This is a genomic window from Streptomyces tsukubensis, from assembly GCF_003932715.1.
In the GTDB taxonomy this organism is placed as follows: Bacteria; Actinomycetota; Actinomycetes; order Streptomycetales; family Streptomycetaceae; genus Streptomyces; species Streptomyces tsukubensis.
Genome location: NZ_CP020700.1, coordinates 5,160,016 through 5,175,717 on the forward strand (window position 1 = coordinate 5,160,016; position 15,702 = coordinate 5,175,717).

The 15,702-nt window shown below is 74.8% G+C and carries 13 protein-coding genes and 1 pseudogene; 12 read left to right on the plus strand and 2 right to left on the minus strand.

From position 1 onward, the window contains the following. Nucleotides 1-206 precede the first annotated feature (206 nt). A complete protein-coding gene (locus B7R87_RS21335) occupies nt 207-446 on the plus strand; it encodes a chaplin (protein ID WP_006346989.1) in 240 nt (79 codons plus the stop codon). A 163-nt stretch (nt 447-609) separates the two neighbouring features. On the opposite strand, the gene B7R87_RS21340 is transcribed toward B7R87_RS21335, so the two are convergent. Next, complete coding sequence (locus B7R87_RS21340; protein ID WP_040914625.1) at nt 610-912, minus strand: hypothetical protein; 303 nt, start codon at nt 910-912, stop codon at nt 610-612. 281 nt (nt 913-1,193) lie between these two features. On the opposite strand from B7R87_RS21340, the gene B7R87_RS21345 reads away from it, so the two are divergent. From B7R87_RS21345 to B7R87_RS21385, 10 genes and pseudogenes are all read left to right on the plus strand, one after another. Then, nucleotides 1,194-2,303, plus strand: a complete 1,110-nt coding sequence (locus B7R87_RS21345; protein ID WP_006346987.1) for a hypothetical protein — start codon at nt 1,194-1,196, stop codon at nt 2,301-2,303. A 63-nt stretch (nt 2,304-2,366) separates the two neighbouring features. Continuing rightward, entirely contained in the window at nt 2,367-3,593 is a 1,227-nt protein-coding gene (locus B7R87_RS21350) for a glycosyltransferase family 4 protein (protein ID WP_130584874.1), read from the plus strand. After that, complete coding sequence (locus B7R87_RS21355; protein ID WP_130584873.1) at nt 3,590-5,068, plus strand: exopolysaccharide biosynthesis polyprenyl glycosylphosphotransferase; 1,479 nt, start codon at nt 3,590-3,592, stop codon at nt 5,066-5,068. Before B7R87_RS21350 ends, B7R87_RS21355 begins: the two co-directional genes overlap by 4 nt. 2 nt (nt 5,069-5,070) lie before the next feature. Continuing rightward, nucleotides 5,071-6,522, plus strand: a complete 1,452-nt coding sequence (locus B7R87_RS21360; RefSeq protein ID WP_130584872.1) for an O-antigen ligase family protein — start codon at nt 5,071-5,073, stop codon at nt 6,520-6,522. Next, nucleotides 6,465-8,324, plus strand: a complete 1,860-nt coding sequence (locus tag B7R87_RS21365) for a lipid II flippase MurJ (protein WP_006346983.1) — start codon at nt 6,465-6,467, stop codon at nt 8,322-8,324. The genes B7R87_RS21360 and B7R87_RS21365 overlap by 58 nt, the downstream gene beginning before the upstream one ends. Next, a complete protein-coding gene (locus tag B7R87_RS21370; protein ID WP_006346982.1) occupies nt 8,314-9,108 on the plus strand; it encodes a polysaccharide deacetylase family protein in 795 nt (264 codons plus the stop codon). Before B7R87_RS21365 ends, B7R87_RS21370 begins: the two co-directional genes overlap by 11 nt. Beyond that, nucleotides 9,105-9,879: pseudogene (locus B7R87_RS34520) on the plus strand (glycosyltransferase); the annotation flags it as partial. The gene B7R87_RS21370 and the pseudogene B7R87_RS34520, both read left to right, overlap by 4 nt. Before the next feature lie 71 nt (nt 9,880-9,950). After that, nucleotides 9,951-10,670 carry a glycosyltransferase gene (locus tag B7R87_RS34525; protein ID WP_456300569.1) on the plus strand — a complete coding sequence of 240 codons (720 nt, stop codon included), beginning with the start codon at nt 9,951-9,953 and terminating at the stop codon, nt 10,668-10,670. Next, the gene (locus tag B7R87_RS21380; protein ID WP_233168893.1) at nt 10,667-11,476 is read left to right on the plus strand and encodes a YveK family protein; all 810 of its coding nucleotides are present in this window, start codon (nt 10,667-10,669) and stop codon (nt 11,474-11,476) included. Before B7R87_RS34525 ends, B7R87_RS21380 begins: the two co-directional genes overlap by 4 nt. Then, nucleotides 11,476-12,693, plus strand: a complete 1,218-nt coding sequence (locus tag B7R87_RS21385) for a GNAT family N-acetyltransferase (protein WP_130584870.1) — start codon at nt 11,476-11,478, stop codon at nt 12,691-12,693. The genes B7R87_RS21380 and B7R87_RS21385 overlap by 1 nt, the downstream gene beginning before the upstream one ends. 28 nt (nt 12,694-12,721) lie before the next feature. On the opposite strand, the gene B7R87_RS21390 is transcribed toward B7R87_RS21385, so the two are convergent. Beyond that, nucleotides 12,722-14,209, minus strand: a complete 1,488-nt coding sequence (locus tag B7R87_RS21390) for a glycoside hydrolase family 26 protein (RefSeq protein ID WP_130584869.1) — start codon at nt 14,207-14,209, stop codon at nt 12,722-12,724. Nucleotides 14,210-14,388: 179 nt separating this feature from the next. Here B7R87_RS21390 and B7R87_RS21395 point away from each other — a divergent pair, with 179 nt between their 5' ends. Beyond that, nucleotides 14,389-15,651: a carboxylate--amine ligase gene (locus B7R87_RS21395; protein ID WP_006346977.1), complete on the plus strand. Its 1,263-nt coding sequence runs from the start codon at nt 14,389-14,391 to the stop codon at nt 15,649-15,651. Nucleotides 15,652-15,702: the final 51 nt, after the last annotated feature.

The window sequence follows — 15,702 nt, forward strand, 5'->3', positions numbered from 1 at the left end:
TTTGGTTCTCCCGGTTCACCCCAATGGCGCACACGCCCTGGTCGGACCGGACCGCGGCGGCCGGGTCCGGGGGCCGGAAACGGGCGGCCGTTGGGCCGAACGGGGGTCCCCCGACATGTCGCCCGTGTCCCCGCCGCGCATCGTCCGTTTCGATCTGTGTGAGCCCTTACGCAGGGCAGAACATCGAACAGAAGGTGCTATCTCCCATGAACACTGCCAAGAAGGCCGCCGTGGTGCTCGCCACCGCCGGACTCGCCGCGGGTGCCGCCGCCGGCAACGCGTTCGCCAGCAGCGACGCGAACGGCGCCGCCGCCAACTCCCCGGGCGTCCTGTCCGGCAATGTGGTCCAGGTCCCGGTGCACGTGCCGGTCAACGTCGTCGGCAACTCGATCAACGTCATCGGGCTGCTGAACCCGGCCTTCGGCAACACCGGCGCCAACGCCTGACGTCCGCACGGCGCGTCACGGGTGGTGCCCCCGGCTCCCGGCCGGGGGCACCACCCTTTTTCTGCCGCCGTACGGGTGCGGAGCCGACCGGGTACGAGACGTTCGGGTACGGGGAAGGGGTGCGGCCGCAGCGGCCGCACCCCTTCCCCGTACCCGGACTCCGTCAGCCGCCGACCGAGATCCCGCCCAGCATCGGGGTGGCTCCGGCGGCGGTCTTCAGGATGCGCTCGGGTGCCTGTCCCTTGATGCTGTTGAGCTGCATCGCCGTTTCCGCGGCGTCCTTTACGACGTTGCCGCTGCCGCCGTTGAGCAGCGGGGACTGTTCGACGATGTGGGTGAGGCCGCCGTTCAGGCTCATGGGCGGCATGGCCGGCGGGGCTGCGGTCGCGGCCATCGCGGGTGCCGCCGCGCCGACCGCGGCCACCGAACCGGCGATGATCACGGCAACCCTCGACGAATACTTCATCTCTTCGCATCCCTTTCTCCGGCGACGTTCCTCGCCGCCGTCACCGTGGACAACGACGGCCCCGCCCGGGGGTTATCGTCCAACCCGGCCGAGGAACGGGAAAACGCCATAACGAGCATCGGCGGAAAAGGGTGCGTCGAATCACCCGAAGGTTTGATAAGGGGCCGCCGTGGGTTGCCGTGACAGCGGCTCAAGGCGCGTCCGGCGTGATTACCGGTGGTTCATCTGTCAAAGTGCACACTCCTGTTCTTGTCATCTTGACCGAGTGGGAGAGGCGCCTCATGTCGAACTCGCCGGGCAGCACCACCAGGGGCGTCCGGGGCGCCGCGCTTCTGCTGGCGGCCGCCGCCGTGCTCGGGCCCGCCGCGGGCGGCGCCGGGGCCATCGGGCAGTCCGGCCAGCCCGAGTCGTCGAGCCTTCCCTTCGCCCAGCGCTACCACGCCGTCCAGCACGGCGGGATCGTGCGTACCGCCAACGCCGCCATCACCTGCCGCACCCCCGAGACCACCGGCGCCACCCCCTGTGCGGCGGTCCAGCAGGGCGGCAGCGGCGTCAACAGCGACTACGAGATGTTCTACGTCGACGAGGACGACGACCCCAACACCTACAACTCCAGCCGCGCCCGGCTCACCCTGCCGCCGGGCGCCGAGGTGACCTACGCCCGGCTGTACTGGGGCGGCAACCTGCGGGTCGGCGAGCAGAAACCCCCGAAGGACAACGGCCGCGTGCTCATCGCGGAACCCGGCGGACGGTACAAAGAGGTCCTCGCCGACACCCGCACGGCCCACCGCGACGCCGACGGCGCCGATGCCTTCCAGGCCTCCGCCGACATCACCCCGCTGGTCCGCAGCAGCGGTTCGGGACTCTGGACCGTCGCCCAGATCAACGTCGCCATGGGCCACTCCGACGTCGGCGCCTGGGGCGGCTGGACCCTCGTCGTCGCCTACGAGGACCCCACCGCACCCCTGCGCCACCTCGCCCTCTGGGACGGGTTCCAGACCCTGAACAAGGCGAACCCGGCGTACGAGATCGCCCTCACCGGACTCCGGATCCCCGCCGGGGCCGAAGGGATCGCCGGCCTCGCCGGATACGACGGGGACCGCGGCACCACCGGCGACCGGGCCCGCATCCGTACGGACACCGGAAAGACGTTCGACCTCAAAGGTGCGGGAAATCCGGCCGACGACCTGATGAACTCCACCATTACCGGACCCGGAAATCCGCTGGTCCGACAACCTGCCCATAGCAACACCCTTGGATACGACTCGGATGTCTATGACATCGGCGCCGCACTGGTGTCCGGGGTCACCAGTTTGAGTTTCCGCTTCGAGACCGAAAACCTCGGATACTCCCTCGGCGTTCTCTTCGTGCAGGCAGACACCCGCCGCTGACATTCCCCGCGCGGCGCTGCTCGCCCCGAGCCTGATCCGCCCCACGTACCAAGAGAGCCGCACGTGCCGCAGAGAAACCGGACCGAGCCGAGCCAACTGACGATCTTCCATCTGGTGCAGCCGGTGGAAGGGGGAGTCGCCCGCGTGGTCACCGACCTCGTCCGGGCGCAGATCGCCGAAGGACTGCGGGCCGAGGTCGCCTGCCCGCCCGGCGGCGAACTCGCCGAACGCGCCGCCGAGGCCGGGGCCCGGGTGCACTCCTGGCCCGCCGGACGCGCCCCCGGACCCGCCCTGCTGCGAGAGGTGTGGACCGCCGCCCGGCTGATCCGCCGCAGCAGTCCGCATCTCGTGCACGCCCACAGCGCCAAGGCGGGTCTGGTCGCCCGGCTGGCGGTCCGCGGCCGGGTGCCCACCGTCTTCCAGCCGCACGCCTGGTCGTTCGACGCCGTCGAAGGGCGCGCCGCCGAACTGGCCCGGATCTGGGAGCGGTACGGCACCCGCTGGTCCACCCGGACGCTCTGCGTCAGCGAGACCGAGCGGCGGGCGGGGGAGAGCGCCGGGATCGCCGCCCGCTGGGCCGTCATCCGCAACGGCGTCGACCTCGGGCACTTCGAACCCGGCGCCGGACTGGTCGGCGGACGGCCCGTACCGCCCGCCGACCGGGGCGACCGGCTGCGGGAGCGCGCCGGACTGCCCGAGCTGACCGGGGTGCCCGACGACGCGCCCGTCGTCCTCTGCGTCGGCCGGCTCTGCCGCCAGAAGGGCCAGGACGTGCTGCTCGCCGCCTGGCCCGCGGTGCGGGCCGCCGTCCCCGGCGCCCGGCTCGTCCTCGTCGGCGACGGCCCCGACCGCGCCGCGCTCACCCGGCTCGCCCCGCCCGGGGTCCGGTTCGCCGGCGCCATCCACGACATCCGCCCCTGGCTGCGGGCCGCCGACGCCGTCGTCCTCCCCTCCCGCTGGGAGGGCATGGCGCTCGCCCCCCTCGAAGCCATGGCCTGCGGACTGCCGGTCGTCGTCACCGACGTCAGCGGCGCCCGGGAGAGCCTCCCGCCCGGCCACGACATCCACGGCCTCGTACCCCCGGACGATCCGCAGGCCCTCGCCGCCGCGCTCACCGGGCTGCTCACCGACCCGGATCTGCGGGCCCGCCTCGGCCGCGAGGCGCAGACCCATATGCGGGCCACCTGCGACGTACGGCAGACGGCCGCCGCGGTCTCCGGGCTCTACCAGGATCTGCTCAGCTCGCCCCCCAAGCCGCCCAACCAGACGAGAAAGCGCACCAGGCGATGACGACGGAGAGCGCCCCCGCACCCCACCACCACCGCGCCGTCGCCGTGCCCTCGGCGGTCACGGCCCTGCACCCGCCGCGCCGCACCGCCCGCCACCGCCACCGCGCGGCCCGGGCCGTCCGGCGCAGCACCACCGCCCGCTACGGACCCGCCGCCGGACTGCTCACCGCCGACGCCCTGGCGCTCGCGCTGACCGCCGCCCTGCTGCTGCCGTCGCTGCCGTGGCCCGCCGCCCTCCTCGTCCCGGCCCTCCTCGTCCAGCCCGCCGCCCACGCCTGCCGCGGCCTCTACCGGCCCCGGCTCTCGCCCTCCGCGCTCGCCGAGATCCCCGCCCTCGCCGGGCTCGCGCTCCTCCAGTGGCTGCTGCTCGCCGAGGCCACGGCCGCCTGGAACGCCTCCCTCGCCGTCGACAAGGCCGTACTCGCGCTCGCCGTCGCCGTCCAGACCGGGCTGTGCACCGGGGCCCGCGCCCTGCTGTACGTCACCCGCAGGCTGGCCGCGGCCCGCCGCCCCCGCTCCGTCCTCGTCATCGGCACCGGACCGCTGGCACCCCAGGTCACCGCCGCACTCGCCGACCACCCCGGCTACGGGATGCGGCCGGTGGGCCTGGTCGGCGGCGGGCCCGCCGACCCCGCCTGCTCCCTGCCGCTGCTCACCACCGCCGAGGACGTCGGCCGGGCCGTCGTCCAGAACGCGGTACGCCACGCCGTCTTCACCGAACAGCCCGGCACCGACCACGAGTCCGCAGCCCTCGTCGCCCTCTTCGCCCAGGCCGGCGTACGGCAGTGGCTCGTCGACGGCGGCGCCACCACCGGCAACCGCTGGTACCGCGCCGCGAGCCCCGACCATCTGTGGGGATTCGCCGTACAGCCCCTCCACGGAGGGCTCCACCGGCCCGTCGCCCGGGCCGTCAAACGGGCCATCGACACCGTGCTCGCCGGACTGGTGCTGCTGGCCGCCGCGCCCGTACTCGCCGTCTGCGCCCTCGCCGTACGCCTCTCCGACGGACCCGGGGTGATCTTCCGTCAGGAGCGCATCGGGCTCGACGGCCGCCCCTTCACCCTGCTGAAGTTCCGCACCCTGGCCCCCGCCGACGACCACGAGTCCGCCACCCGCTGGAACATCGCCTACGACCACCGGATGAGCGCCACCGGCAGCGTGCTCCGCCGGACCTCCCTCGACGAACTGCCCCAGCTGTGGAACGTCGTCCGCGGCGATATGAGCCTCGTCGGACCCCGGCCCGAACGCCCCTACTACGTCGGCCGGTTCAGCCACACACACCCCGGATACGCCGCCCGCCACCGGATGCCCGTCGGCATCACCGGACTCGCCCAGGTCCACGGACTGCGCGGGGACACCTCCATCGAGGAGCGGGCCCGCTTCGACAACCACTACATCGAGACGTGGTCGCCCTGGCAGGACCTCTGCATCATGGCGCGTACCGCCGTCTCCCTCTTCCGGCTCGGAGGCAGTTGACGATGGCCGTGCCCTGGACCGCGCCACGGCCGCGCCCCCTCGGCGCCCCGGTGCCGAGGCCGATTCCGTGGGAGCTGCTCCCCCTGGTCGTGACGGTGCTGCTGCTGGCCGTACCGCTGCCCGTCCCGGCCGCCGGCGGCGGGGGGCTCGGGCCCGCCGACTACGCGTCCGGGGTTCTCGTCCTGTGCTGTCTGGCCCGGGTGCTGCGGACCCGGAGCCGTCCGCTGAGCCGTACCGCCGCCGTCGTCGTGGGCGCGCCCGCCGTCGCCATCGCCCTGGCCACCGTCACCGCCGCCGACCCGCTGGCCGCGGTGCCCGGTTTCGTCCGCTACCTCCAGGTCTTCGTCCTCGTCCCGGCGGCCGTGGTGCTGCTGGTGCGCGATGCCCGCGACTTCCGCGCCGTCACCGGGGCGCTGGTCGTCCTGGCGCTGGTCCAGGGCGCGATCGGGGTGCACCAGTACGCGACCGGTACCGGCGCCTCGTACATGGGCGAGGACATCCGGGCCGTCGGCACCTTCGGCCCCACCGACGTCATGGGCATGGCCACGGTCGTCGCGTACGGACTCCTCGCCTCCGCCGCACTCGCCCTGCGCACGCCCAAGGGCGCCCCGGTCCCGCTGCGCCCGGCCGCCGCCGGGGCCGCGGTCCTCCTCGTCGTCCCCCTCGGGCTCTCCTTCAGCCGCGGCGCGTGGATCGCCACCGCCGTCGCCGCGCTGGCGATGCTGACGCTCGCCGGGGTGCGCCGGGCCCTCACGGTGCTGGCCGTCGCGGTCGCCGCGACCGTCGTCCTGGTCGGCGGCTTCGGCGTCGGCTCCGCGATGATCGGGGCCAGGCTCAGCAGCATCACCCAGGTCACCGACGCCCCCGACCGCTCGGTCACCGACCGCTACACGATGTGGGCCGCCGCCGAGAGCATGTGGCGCGGGCATCCGCTGACCGGCGTCGGACTGAAGGGCTTCCCCGACCACCGGGACTCCCACGCCACGATCGGCCTCTCCTCCGGCAGCGATACCGCGGGCGCGGGACAGGAGTTCCTGCGCCAGCCGCTGCTCTCGCCGCACAACATGTATCTGCTGATCCTCAGCGAACAGGGGCTGATCGGCGCGGTCGCCTTCACCGGAAGCTGGGCGGCCCTGCTGGTCGGCGGCGTCCGGCGGCTCCTCGTCCGGCGCGGCGCGCTGGACTGCGGTCTCGCGGCGGTGGCGCTGACGCTCTGGCAGACCGTCGACTTCCTGTACGCGGACATCGGCGGCCCCTCGACCGTGCTGACGGGCGTGGTGTTCGGCCTGGCGGCGCGGTGGGCGCTGGCGCCCCTCGGCGAACCGGTCCGCGCCGCGGGACGGGTGCCGGGGCCGGCCACGGGGACCGGGGTACGGGCCGGGGAGCGGGCCCGGGCGTGCACCGCACCCGCACCCGCCCCCGCGCCCGGCCCCGGGTCCGGTACGGCCGGATGACCGGCGTGGACACCCGCGGGAAACCCTCCGCCACGGCCGAACCCTCCCGGCTCGGCAACGTCCTCGCCCGCGCCGCCGCCGTCACCGCCGGACTCACCCTCGCGGGCGCCCTCTTCGGCCTCGTACGCGACCAGGCCATCGCCCAGATCTACGGCGCCAGCGTCGACAGCGACGCCTTCCTCATCTCCTGGACCGTGCCCGAGATGGCGGCGACCCTCCTCATCGAGGACGCCATGGCGCTGCTGCTCGTCCCCGCGTTCAGCCACGCCCTGGCCCGGCGCGCGGCGGCGGCCGGGGAACCGGACGGCGGGGCGCTGCGCGGCGATCCGGTACGGGCACTGGTCCGTCACACCTTTCCGAAGCTGTTCGCCGTCCTCGCCGCCGCGACCGGGCTGCTGCTCGTCTTCGCCCCGCAGTTCGTGGCCGCGCTCGCCCCCGGTTTCGCCGATCCGGCGCTGGCCGTCGAATGCACCCGGCTGACCGCGCTGACCGTGCTCACCTTCGGCATCGCGGGCTACTTCAGTGCGGCGCTCCGCGCCCACGGCTGTTTTGTGCCGCCCGCGGGTGTGTACGTCGCCTACAACGCCGGGATCATCGCCACCACGATCGCCCTGCACGGCCTGTGGGGGGTCCGGGCCGCGGCGGCGGGGGTCGCGTTCGGGGGAGCGCTGATGGTCCTGGTGCAACTCCCCTTCTTCGCCCGCGAGGTGACCACTCGCCCACGGCGCCCGCATCCGCTGCCGCGTCCCCGCACCGGCGCCCGTACGGGCAGGTTCCGGGGCGTCCGTCCCCTCGGGGCATCGGGGGCGGAACTGCCCGACCGGCCGGCAACGGCCCACGGCGGGCGGACGGCCCCCGGCCCAAACGGCACTCACCCGGAGCCGGAGGGCCCGCACCGCGCAGAGCCCGGCACACCCCCGGCGGGCCCGGCGGGCCCCGCGGGAGCCGTTGGAGTACTCCTCGCCCCCATCGTGCTCTTCGCCGTCAGCCGCCAGTCCCAGGTCCTCGTCGAACGCTTCCTCGCCTCCTCCCTCCCCAGCGGCGCGATCTCCCACCTCAACTACGCGCAGAAGGTCGCGCAGATGCCGATGGTGCTCTCCCTGATGTTCTGCACCGTCACCTTCCCCGCCGTCGCCAAGGCCATGGCGGAGGGCGACCGGGAGCGGGCCCGCCGCCGGGTCGAGAACGATCTCGCGCTCGCCGGGCTGACCGTCCTCCTCGGCACCGCGCTGATCATCGGCTACGCCCCCCAGATCGTGGAGGTCCTCTTCCAGCGCGGCGCGTTCGGCCCCGAGGACACACAGACCACCGCGACCGTGATGCGGGTGTACGCCGCCGGGCTCCTCGGCCACACTCTCGTCGGCGCGCTGGGCCGCCCGTTCTTCTCCGCGGGCCGCCCCACCTGGTATCCGGCCGTCGCGATGGCCGCCGGGCTCGTCGTCACCGTGGCCGCGGGCGCGGCCGCCGTCGGCCCCTGGGGCGTCTACGGCATCGCCGCCGCCAACGCGGCGGGCATCTCCACCACCGCCCTGCTCCTGCTGCGCGGCCTCGGCTCCCGGGTCGTCCCCATCCGGGTCCGCGCCATCACCCCGGCACTCGGGCGGCTCGCGCTCGCCGCCGGGTGCGCCGCCGCCGCAGGACGGCTCGCCGCGGGCACGATCGAAGCGGCGCTGCCGAGCCTGGCCGTGGGCTGTCTGCTCGTCCCCGCCGTCTTCACCGTCACCGGGCTCGCGGTCCGAGCCCCCGAAGTCGTCCATCTGCTGGCTCTCATCCGACAGAGGATCGCCCGACATGTCCGCTGACACGGCGCCACCGCGCAACCAGACGCCCGCCACCGCCACCGCCGCCCTGTCCCTCACCGCCGTGGCCGCGCCCGTCGCCACCGCCGTCCGACGGCCGTGGATCCTGATGTACCACTCGGTCTCCGACCCGGCGCACGATCCGTACGGCATCACCGTCTCGCCCGACCGCCTCGACCTCCAGCTCCGCTGGCTGCGGGCCCGCGGACTCACCGGGGTGTCCGTCGCGGCCCTGCTGCGGGCCTGTGCGCAGGGCCGCGGCCGGGGGCTCGTCGGCCTCACCTTCGACGACGGCTACGCCGACTTCGCCGACGGCGCGCTGCCCGTCCTGCGCCGCCACGACTGCACCGCGACGCTGTTCGTGCTGCCCGGGCGGCTCGGCGGCGACAACGCCTGGGACCCGGACGGCCCCCGAAGACCCCTGATCGACGAGGCCGGGATCCGTACCGCCGTCGCGGCCGGGACCGAGATCGCCTCGCACGGCCTGTACCACGTCGACCTCACCCGGCTCGACGACGACGCCCTGCGCGAGGAGACCCTCCGCAGCCGCGCCTGGCTGCGCGAGGTGACCGGCCGCGATCCGGAGGGCTTCTGCTATCCGTACGGCACGGTCGACGGCCGGGTCGCGTCGGCGGTGCGCTCGGCGGGGTACGCGTACGGCTGCGCGATCCGCCCGCCCGCCGGACTCGGCGGCCCCTACGCCCTGCCCCGTACGCACATCAGCCAGGCCGACCGCGCGGTCCGGCTGTGGGCGAAGCGGGCCGGGCACCGGGCGGGTCTGCGATGACGGCCGCCGCTCCCCGGGTGCTCCAGGTGATCACCGGCCTGGGCACGGGCGGCGCCGAGCAGCAGCTGCGGCTGCTGCTGCGGCATCTGCCCTACGCCTGCGACGTGGTGACGCTCACCAACCCGGGGCCGGTCGCGGACGGACTGCGCGCGGACGGGGTCGAGGTCACCGACCTCGGTATGTGCGGCAACCGCGACCTGGCCGCGCTGCCCCGGCTCGTACGGCTGATCAGGGACGGCGGCTACGGCCTCGTCCACACCCATCTGTACCGGGCGTGCGTGTACGGGAGGATCGCGGCCCGGCTGGCCGGGGTGCGGGCGGTCGTGGCGACCGAGCACTCCCTCGGCGACCGCGAGATCGAAGGCCGGCCGCTGACCCGCGGCACCCGTGCCCTGTACCGCGGTACGGAACGCCTGGGCGCGGCGACGGTCGCGGTCTCGGACACGGTCGCGGCCCGGCTGGCCGATTGGGGCGTCCCGCCGGAGCGGACGCACACGGTGCCCAACGGCATCGACGCGCGGCAGTTCCGCTTCGACCCGGCGGCCCGGTCGGCGGTACGGTCCGGTCTCGGCGTCGCCCCGGACGCGTATCTGCTGGGCGGGGTGGGGCGGCTGGTCCCCGGCAAGGGCTTCGACGCCCTGATCCGTACGGCGGCTGCCGTACCCGCCGTGACGGTCGTCATCGCGGGCGAAGGCCCCGAAGGCCCCGCCCTGAAAAGGCTGGCGGCGGAGCTGGGCGTGGCGGACCGGGTCCGCTTCCTGGGCGACTGCGCGCCGGGCCCGACGGCGGACACCGGCGGCCCTGCCGGGCGAGGCAGTTGCGGTCCGGTGACCGATCACACCGTGGGCACGGGTTCCGCCGGGCCCGGCGGCTCGGCGCCCGCGGACCCCGGTGCCGCTGTCGCTGCGGGGCCGCCCGGTGCGGCCCGGGTGGGCGGGTCCGGCGGCTGCGACCGGGCCGCGGTAGCCGCGGTTCCGGTGTGGGCCGGTGCCACCGGCCCGGGCGGTACTGCCGCGCAGGAGACACCCGTAGCGGGAGCCGCAGAAGCGGGCGCTGCGGCCGGGGCGGGTGCCCCCGCCCGGCCGGGGGCACCTGCCGGGCCCGGTGCCGCTGCCCGGTCCGGGCCGTCCGCCGGGCCCCGACTCCGGATCACCGTTCCCGAAGTCCTCAGCGCCGTCGACGCCTTCGTCTCCGCCTCCCGGGAGGAAGCCTTCGGGCTCGCCGTCGTCGAGGCACTCGCCGCCGGGCTGCCCGTGCTGTACCGGACCTGTCCCGCCGTCCAGGACCTGTCCCCGGAACTGGTGCCCGGAGCCGTCCGGTTCGGGCCCGACGACGCGTCCCTCACCGCCGCCGTCCGCGAACTCGCCGCCCGGCGCCCGCCGCGGAGCCGTACCGCACCCGGCGGAGTCGCGCACTACGACATCCGCCGCACCGCGGGCCTCGTCGCCGAGGTCTACGAGCGCGTGCTCGCCGGGGACCGGCCCCACCCCTCGAACCCGCGTGGCCGAACCCTGCCCCGGCAGAAGACCCAGCCCGATCCGACCGAGAGAGTCCACCGATGACCAAGCCGCAGAGTCCGCAGACCCCGCGCCCGGAGCCCCGGGAGCCCGGGCCCGAGCGGGCCGGGAAGACCGATCGCCCCGAACCGGCACCGGCACCGGCGCCCGCCCGGTCCCGGCGGCCGGGTCCGCTGCGGTGGGCCGCGAACCGGTCCCGGCGGCTGCCCGTCTGGTGGCCGCTGCCCGCGCTCGCCGCCGCCGGTGCCCTGTGCGGGAGCGCGTACGGACTGCTCGCCACCCCCCAGTACGCCGCCACCAGTTTCGTCGTCGCCGTCACCGGCAAGGACGCCCAGCCCGGGGCCGCCCTCGGCTTCGCCCAGGCGTACGGGCGCGTCGCCACCAGCGACTCCACCATCGCCTACGCCCGGGTCGCGGCCGCGATGTCCGCGCAGGAACTCCGGAGCCGGGTACGGACCGAGACCTCCCCCGACTCGCCGATGATCGCGATCACCGGCACCTCGGACCGCCCCGGTGAAGCCGCCGATATCGCCAACGCCGTCGCCGACGCCGTGTTCGTGAGCGGCAACCAGGTCGCCAAGAACACCGGCGTCCAGCTGCTGAGCTTCTCGCGGGCCATCCCGCCCGCCGAGCCCGTATCGCCCTCCGCACCGCTCGGCGCGGCCGTCGGCGCCGCCACCGGAGGCCTGATCGGCGGTCTGGTGCTGCTGGTCCGGCCCCGGGCCCGGCACCGAAGCGCCGGAACCGGGACCGAGACCGGGAGCGCTGGCCGCACACCGGCCGCGCCCGCCTCCGTGCCCGCGCCCGCCACTGCTGCTCAGGGGTCCGCCGCCGGGAAGGAGCGCGTCTGATGGCCGCGGCGGAACGGAAGCCGCACGGCTTCACCGTCACCCTCTGCCGGGACCAGCGCACCTTCGCCCTGCTGAGGCCCGAATGGGACGACCTCCAGCGCCGCTGTTCCACCGCCACCCCCTTCCAGAGCCACGCCTGGCTGGAGTCGTGGTGGCTGTCCTACGGCACCGGGGGCCGGCTGCGGATCGTCCTCGTCCGCCGCGGCGGACGGCTGGTGGCCGCCGCACCGCTGATGCTGGTGCACCGGCCCATGCCGCTGCTCGTCTCCCTCGGCGGCGGTATCTCCGACTACTCCGACATCCTCGTCGACGACGCCGACGGTACGGATCCGGCCGCCGCCAACGCCGCCGTGGACGCGCTGGAGCGCGGGCTCCAGCGGGCCGCCCGGCACGCGGTGATCGACCTGCGCGAGGTCCGGCCGGGCGCCGCCGCCGAGAAGCTGTACGCGCGGTGGACCGGCGCCCGTGCCCGGCTCACCGACTCCGTCTGTCTGGAACTGCCCGCCAGTCCTATCGAAGAGCTGGTCAAACGGCTGCCGACGGCCCGCGCCCAGCGGGTGCGGGCCAAGCTGCGGAAGATCGACGCGCTGGAGATCGAAGACATCACCGTCGGCGAGGACGGCGTCCCGGAGGCCATGGGGCATCTGCTGCGGCTCCACGAACTCCAGTGGCGGGGCCGCGGGGTGACCGTGGAGCATCTGCGGCCCCGGTTCGCCGAGCATCTCGTCCGGGCCACCCGGCGCATGGTCCGCGACGGCGACGCGGCCCTGACCGAGTACCGGCTGGACGGGGAGGTCGTCGCCGCGAGCGTGGCCCTGCTGTCCGGGCGGTTCACCGGCGGCTATTTGTACGGGGCGGACCCCCGGCTGCGGGAGCGCAAGGTCGACGTCACCACCATGCTGCTGCGGCACGACGCCGATCTCGCGGCCGGTACCGGCCGCCGGGTGATGAGCCTGCTGCGCGGCAAGGAGCCGTACAAGAACCACTGGCGCCCCGAAGCGGTCACCAACCAGCGGCTGCTGCTCGCCCCGTACACCCTGGAACCGCTGCTGAAGCTGCACGTGTCACGGGCCGCTCTGCGCGAGCGGGCCGCGACGGCCGTCGGCGAACGGTTCCCCGCGGCCCGGGAATGGCGCGACCGGCTGAAGGACTGGCGGTCCGCCGTCGGCATCCGTTCGGCGGGCCGCCTGGGTGCCCGGCGCCCGGCGGACCGCTGAACGGGTCCGCCGGGCCGGCCGGGCGGGCTCAGCGACCGCCGTTGCGGGGCCCGGGCCAGCCCTCGGGCCAGGGGACCTTCACACAGAACTTCCCGCCCGGGGCCCAGGAGTCCGTCCAGGGCGAGAACGGGACCGCGACGCACCAGTCGACCGAGCCGAGCCGGCCGGGAACGACGGGCGGGACGGGCGGGTTCGGCACCGGTGCGGGCACCGGCACATTCGGTGTGGGTGTGGGTGTGGGCGTCGGGGTCGGGGTCGGTGCCGGAGTGGGCTCCTCCGGCTTCGGGGTCGGGTTCGTGACCACCGGCGGCACCGGCACCGTGGGCTCCGGCGGCACCGGCGGCTCCGGGGCCGGTGGCACGGGAGGTGCCGGAGGCGCCGTCGGTACGGGCGGCACGGTCGGCGTCGGTACGGGCGGGACCGGCGGCACGGTCGGCGTCGGCACCGGAGGTACGGGCGGTACGGGCGGTACTGGCGGCACCGGCGGGGTCGTCGGGACCGACGGGCCCGTCTGGTTGTACAGCCGGGTGCGGAACACACTCGACGATTTGGGGTTGCTATTACACTGCCAGACGCCGTGCGGGCAGTAGTCCGTGATGGTGTGGTACAGCGGCCGGTGCTGCTCGATCCAGTCGAGCATTCCCCGCATGTAGTCAGGGTTGTCCCCGTTGCGGAACAGCCCCCACTCCGGGTACGAGATCGCCTTGCCGTGCTCGCGCGCGAACTGCACCTGGGCACGGAGCCCGTACGGCGCCGACGCCTGCTCCTCGAAGCTCCGGCCCGGCGCCTGGTCGTACGAGTCCATCCCGATGATGTCGACCACCCCGTCGCCCGGGTAGCACGCGGTCCACGGCACCGCGTCCTGCCCCCGGTTCGGCGCGAAGTCGAAGCGGAAGGCCTGGCCCTCGACCGAGCGCATCGCCGCCACGATCCGGTTCCAGTACGTCTTCCAGGACTCCGGGTCCGGTCCGCAGCGGTGGGTGTAGGTGATGCCGTTCATCTCCCAGCCCAGGACCAGGACGGTGTCCGGTACGCCGAGGTCCACCAGGCGCCGGGCCAGCGCCCGGAAGTGTTCGTCGTACTGTCCCGACGCGCCCGCCTGCAGCAGCCTGCGGACCTCGTGGTCCGGCACCCGGGCCTCGTTCCGCTCCAGCATCGGCACATTGAGGACGAACATCCGGTCGTCACGGGCGCGCCGCCAGCGGGCCCAGTCGTCGAGGAAGCCGACCTGCCCCTCGATACCGGCCCACCGGTCGCCGGGCAGATAGGTGTGGCCGACCCGGAGCTCCGTACCACCGAGCCACCGCGACAGTTCGGCCATCCGGCGAGGGCCCGCCGCACCGTAGTCGACGTACGCGCCGACGGCGGCCGGGGCGGCAGCGGGGGCGGCCGTGGTCTCGGGCTGGTCCTCGGCCCGGGCGACACTCGCCGCGCCCGCGACGGCACCGGTGGAGACCAGCAGACTCGCGGCGACCGTCCCGATGGTGGTGCCGGTGAGACGGCGCCTTCGGGTCATGGCTCCTCCTAGGGGAGAGCGGTGATCTGGCGGCCCGTCGGACTGACGCTCTGTCCGGTCCGGCGTATCCGGCCGTAGGAAGAAAGTCCTACGAATGAGCGGTCCGGGCGACCTCCGGTAGGCCATTCGCGATCACCACCGCGTTCCGCACGACCATCCAGGTGAAAGATGTGACGTCCATGCCACCTTTCGACGCCGGGGTTCCCGCGCTGGTGCTGCGCCTCGACCGGAATCCCTTTCACCACGGGACCCTCGGGGCCGTCAGATCCCTGGGGCGGGCCGGGGTCGAGGTGCACGCCGTCGTCGAATCGGCGGCGAGCCCCGTCGTCCGCTCCCGGCATCTGCACCGGGCGCACCCCGTCGCCCCCGGCGCGGTCCGCCCGGACGGCACCGGCTTCCCCGAACTGCTGCTGCGGGTCTCGGAGCGGATCGGCCGGCCCGCCGTACTGATTCCGATGGACGATCTGGGCGCGATCCTCACGGCCGCGCACGCGCCCCGGCTCGGCGACCGCTACCTCCTGCCCGACCAGGCCCCGGGGCTGCCGGACGCCCTCGCCGACAAGTCGTTGCTCGCGGAGCTGTGCGAACGGGCGGGCGTTCCGCATCCGGAGACCGTCGTGCCCGGCAGCGCCGCCGAGGCCGCCGGGGCGGCGGGCGCCCTCGGGCTGCCGCTGGTCGCCAAGTGGAGCCGTCCTTGGCTGCTGCCGCCGGGGACCGGACTGCGCAGTACGACCCTGGTCCGCTCGCCGGGCGCGGCACGGGCGCTGTACGAGCGGGGCGCGGACAGCGGTGCCGGCCTGCTGCTCCAGCGCCGGCTGCCGGACGCGCCGGACGCGGACTGGTTCTTCCACGGCTGCTTCGGCGGCGACGGACGGCTGCTGGCCGGGGGCACCGGCCGCAAGGAACTCTCCTGGCCGCCGCGCGCGGGACTGACCGCGAAGGGCCGCTGGCACCCCAACCCGGAGGTGGCGGCGATCGCCACCGGGCTGGTGGAGCACACCGGCTACCGGGGCGTCATCGACCTCGACCTGCGGCGCGACCGGGTCGGCGGCACCTACCGTCTGCTGGACGCCAATCCGCGGCCCGGGGCGCAGTTCCGGCTCTTCACGGCGCCCGACGGTACGGATGTCGTCCGGGCGCTGTACCGGGATCTGACCGGCCAGGTCCCGCCGCCGCCGGCCGAATGCCCGGGCCGGGTCTTCGTCGCCGAGAACTACGCGCTGCTGTCGGCGCTGACGGCCCTCCCCGCGGCACGGCGGCCCGGCCGCGCACGCCCCGCCGCCCGGTCGGCCCTCGGGGGGCCCGGTCACGGGTCCCGTATCGAAGCCGCCTGGTTCGCCGGGGACGATCCGCTGCCCTTCGCGGCCATGGCGGGCGCGTGGCTGGGGCGCGGGCTGACCAAGGGAGTCCGCCGGGCCCGCGCCGTACTGCACCGCTCCTGACGGCCCGTCCCCTCATCCAGTCTCCCCCCACCCCTCACCCAGGAGGAACGC

Excerpts from the sequence above, each read along its gene's own strand:
- B7R87_RS21335 (WP_006346989.1), top strand. The coding sequence starts at position 207 with ATGAACACTGCCAAGAAGGCCGCCGTGGTGCTCGCCACCGCCGGACTC.
- B7R87_RS21340 (WP_040914625.1), bottom strand. The coding sequence starts at position 912 with ATGAAGTATTCGTCGAGGGTTGCCGTGATCATCGCCGGTTCGGTGGCC.
- B7R87_RS21345 (WP_006346987.1), top strand. The coding sequence starts at position 1,194 with ATGTCGAACTCGCCGGGCAGCACCACCAGGGGCGTCCGGGGCGCCGCG.
- B7R87_RS21355 (WP_130584873.1), top strand. The coding sequence starts at position 3,590 with ATGACGACGGAGAGCGCCCCCGCACCCCACCACCACCGCGCCGTCGCC.
- B7R87_RS21360 (WP_130584872.1), top strand. The coding sequence starts at position 5,071 with ATGGCCGTGCCCTGGACCGCGCCACGGCCGCGCCCCCTCGGCGCCCCG.
- B7R87_RS21370 (WP_006346982.1), top strand. The coding sequence starts at position 8,314 with ATGTCCGCTGACACGGCGCCACCGCGCAACCAGACGCCCGCCACCGCC.
- B7R87_RS21380 (WP_233168893.1), top strand. The coding sequence starts at position 10,667 with ATGACCAAGCCGCAGAGTCCGCAGACCCCGCGCCCGGAGCCCCGGGAG.
- B7R87_RS21385 (WP_130584870.1), top strand. The coding sequence starts at position 11,476 with ATGGCCGCGGCGGAACGGAAGCCGCACGGCTTCACCGTCACCCTCTGC.
- B7R87_RS21390 (WP_130584869.1), bottom strand. The coding sequence starts at position 14,209 with ATGACCCGAAGGCGCCGTCTCACCGGCACCACCATCGGGACGGTCGCC.
- B7R87_RS21395 (WP_006346977.1), top strand. The coding sequence starts at position 14,389 with ATGCCACCTTTCGACGCCGGGGTTCCCGCGCTGGTGCTGCGCCTCGAC.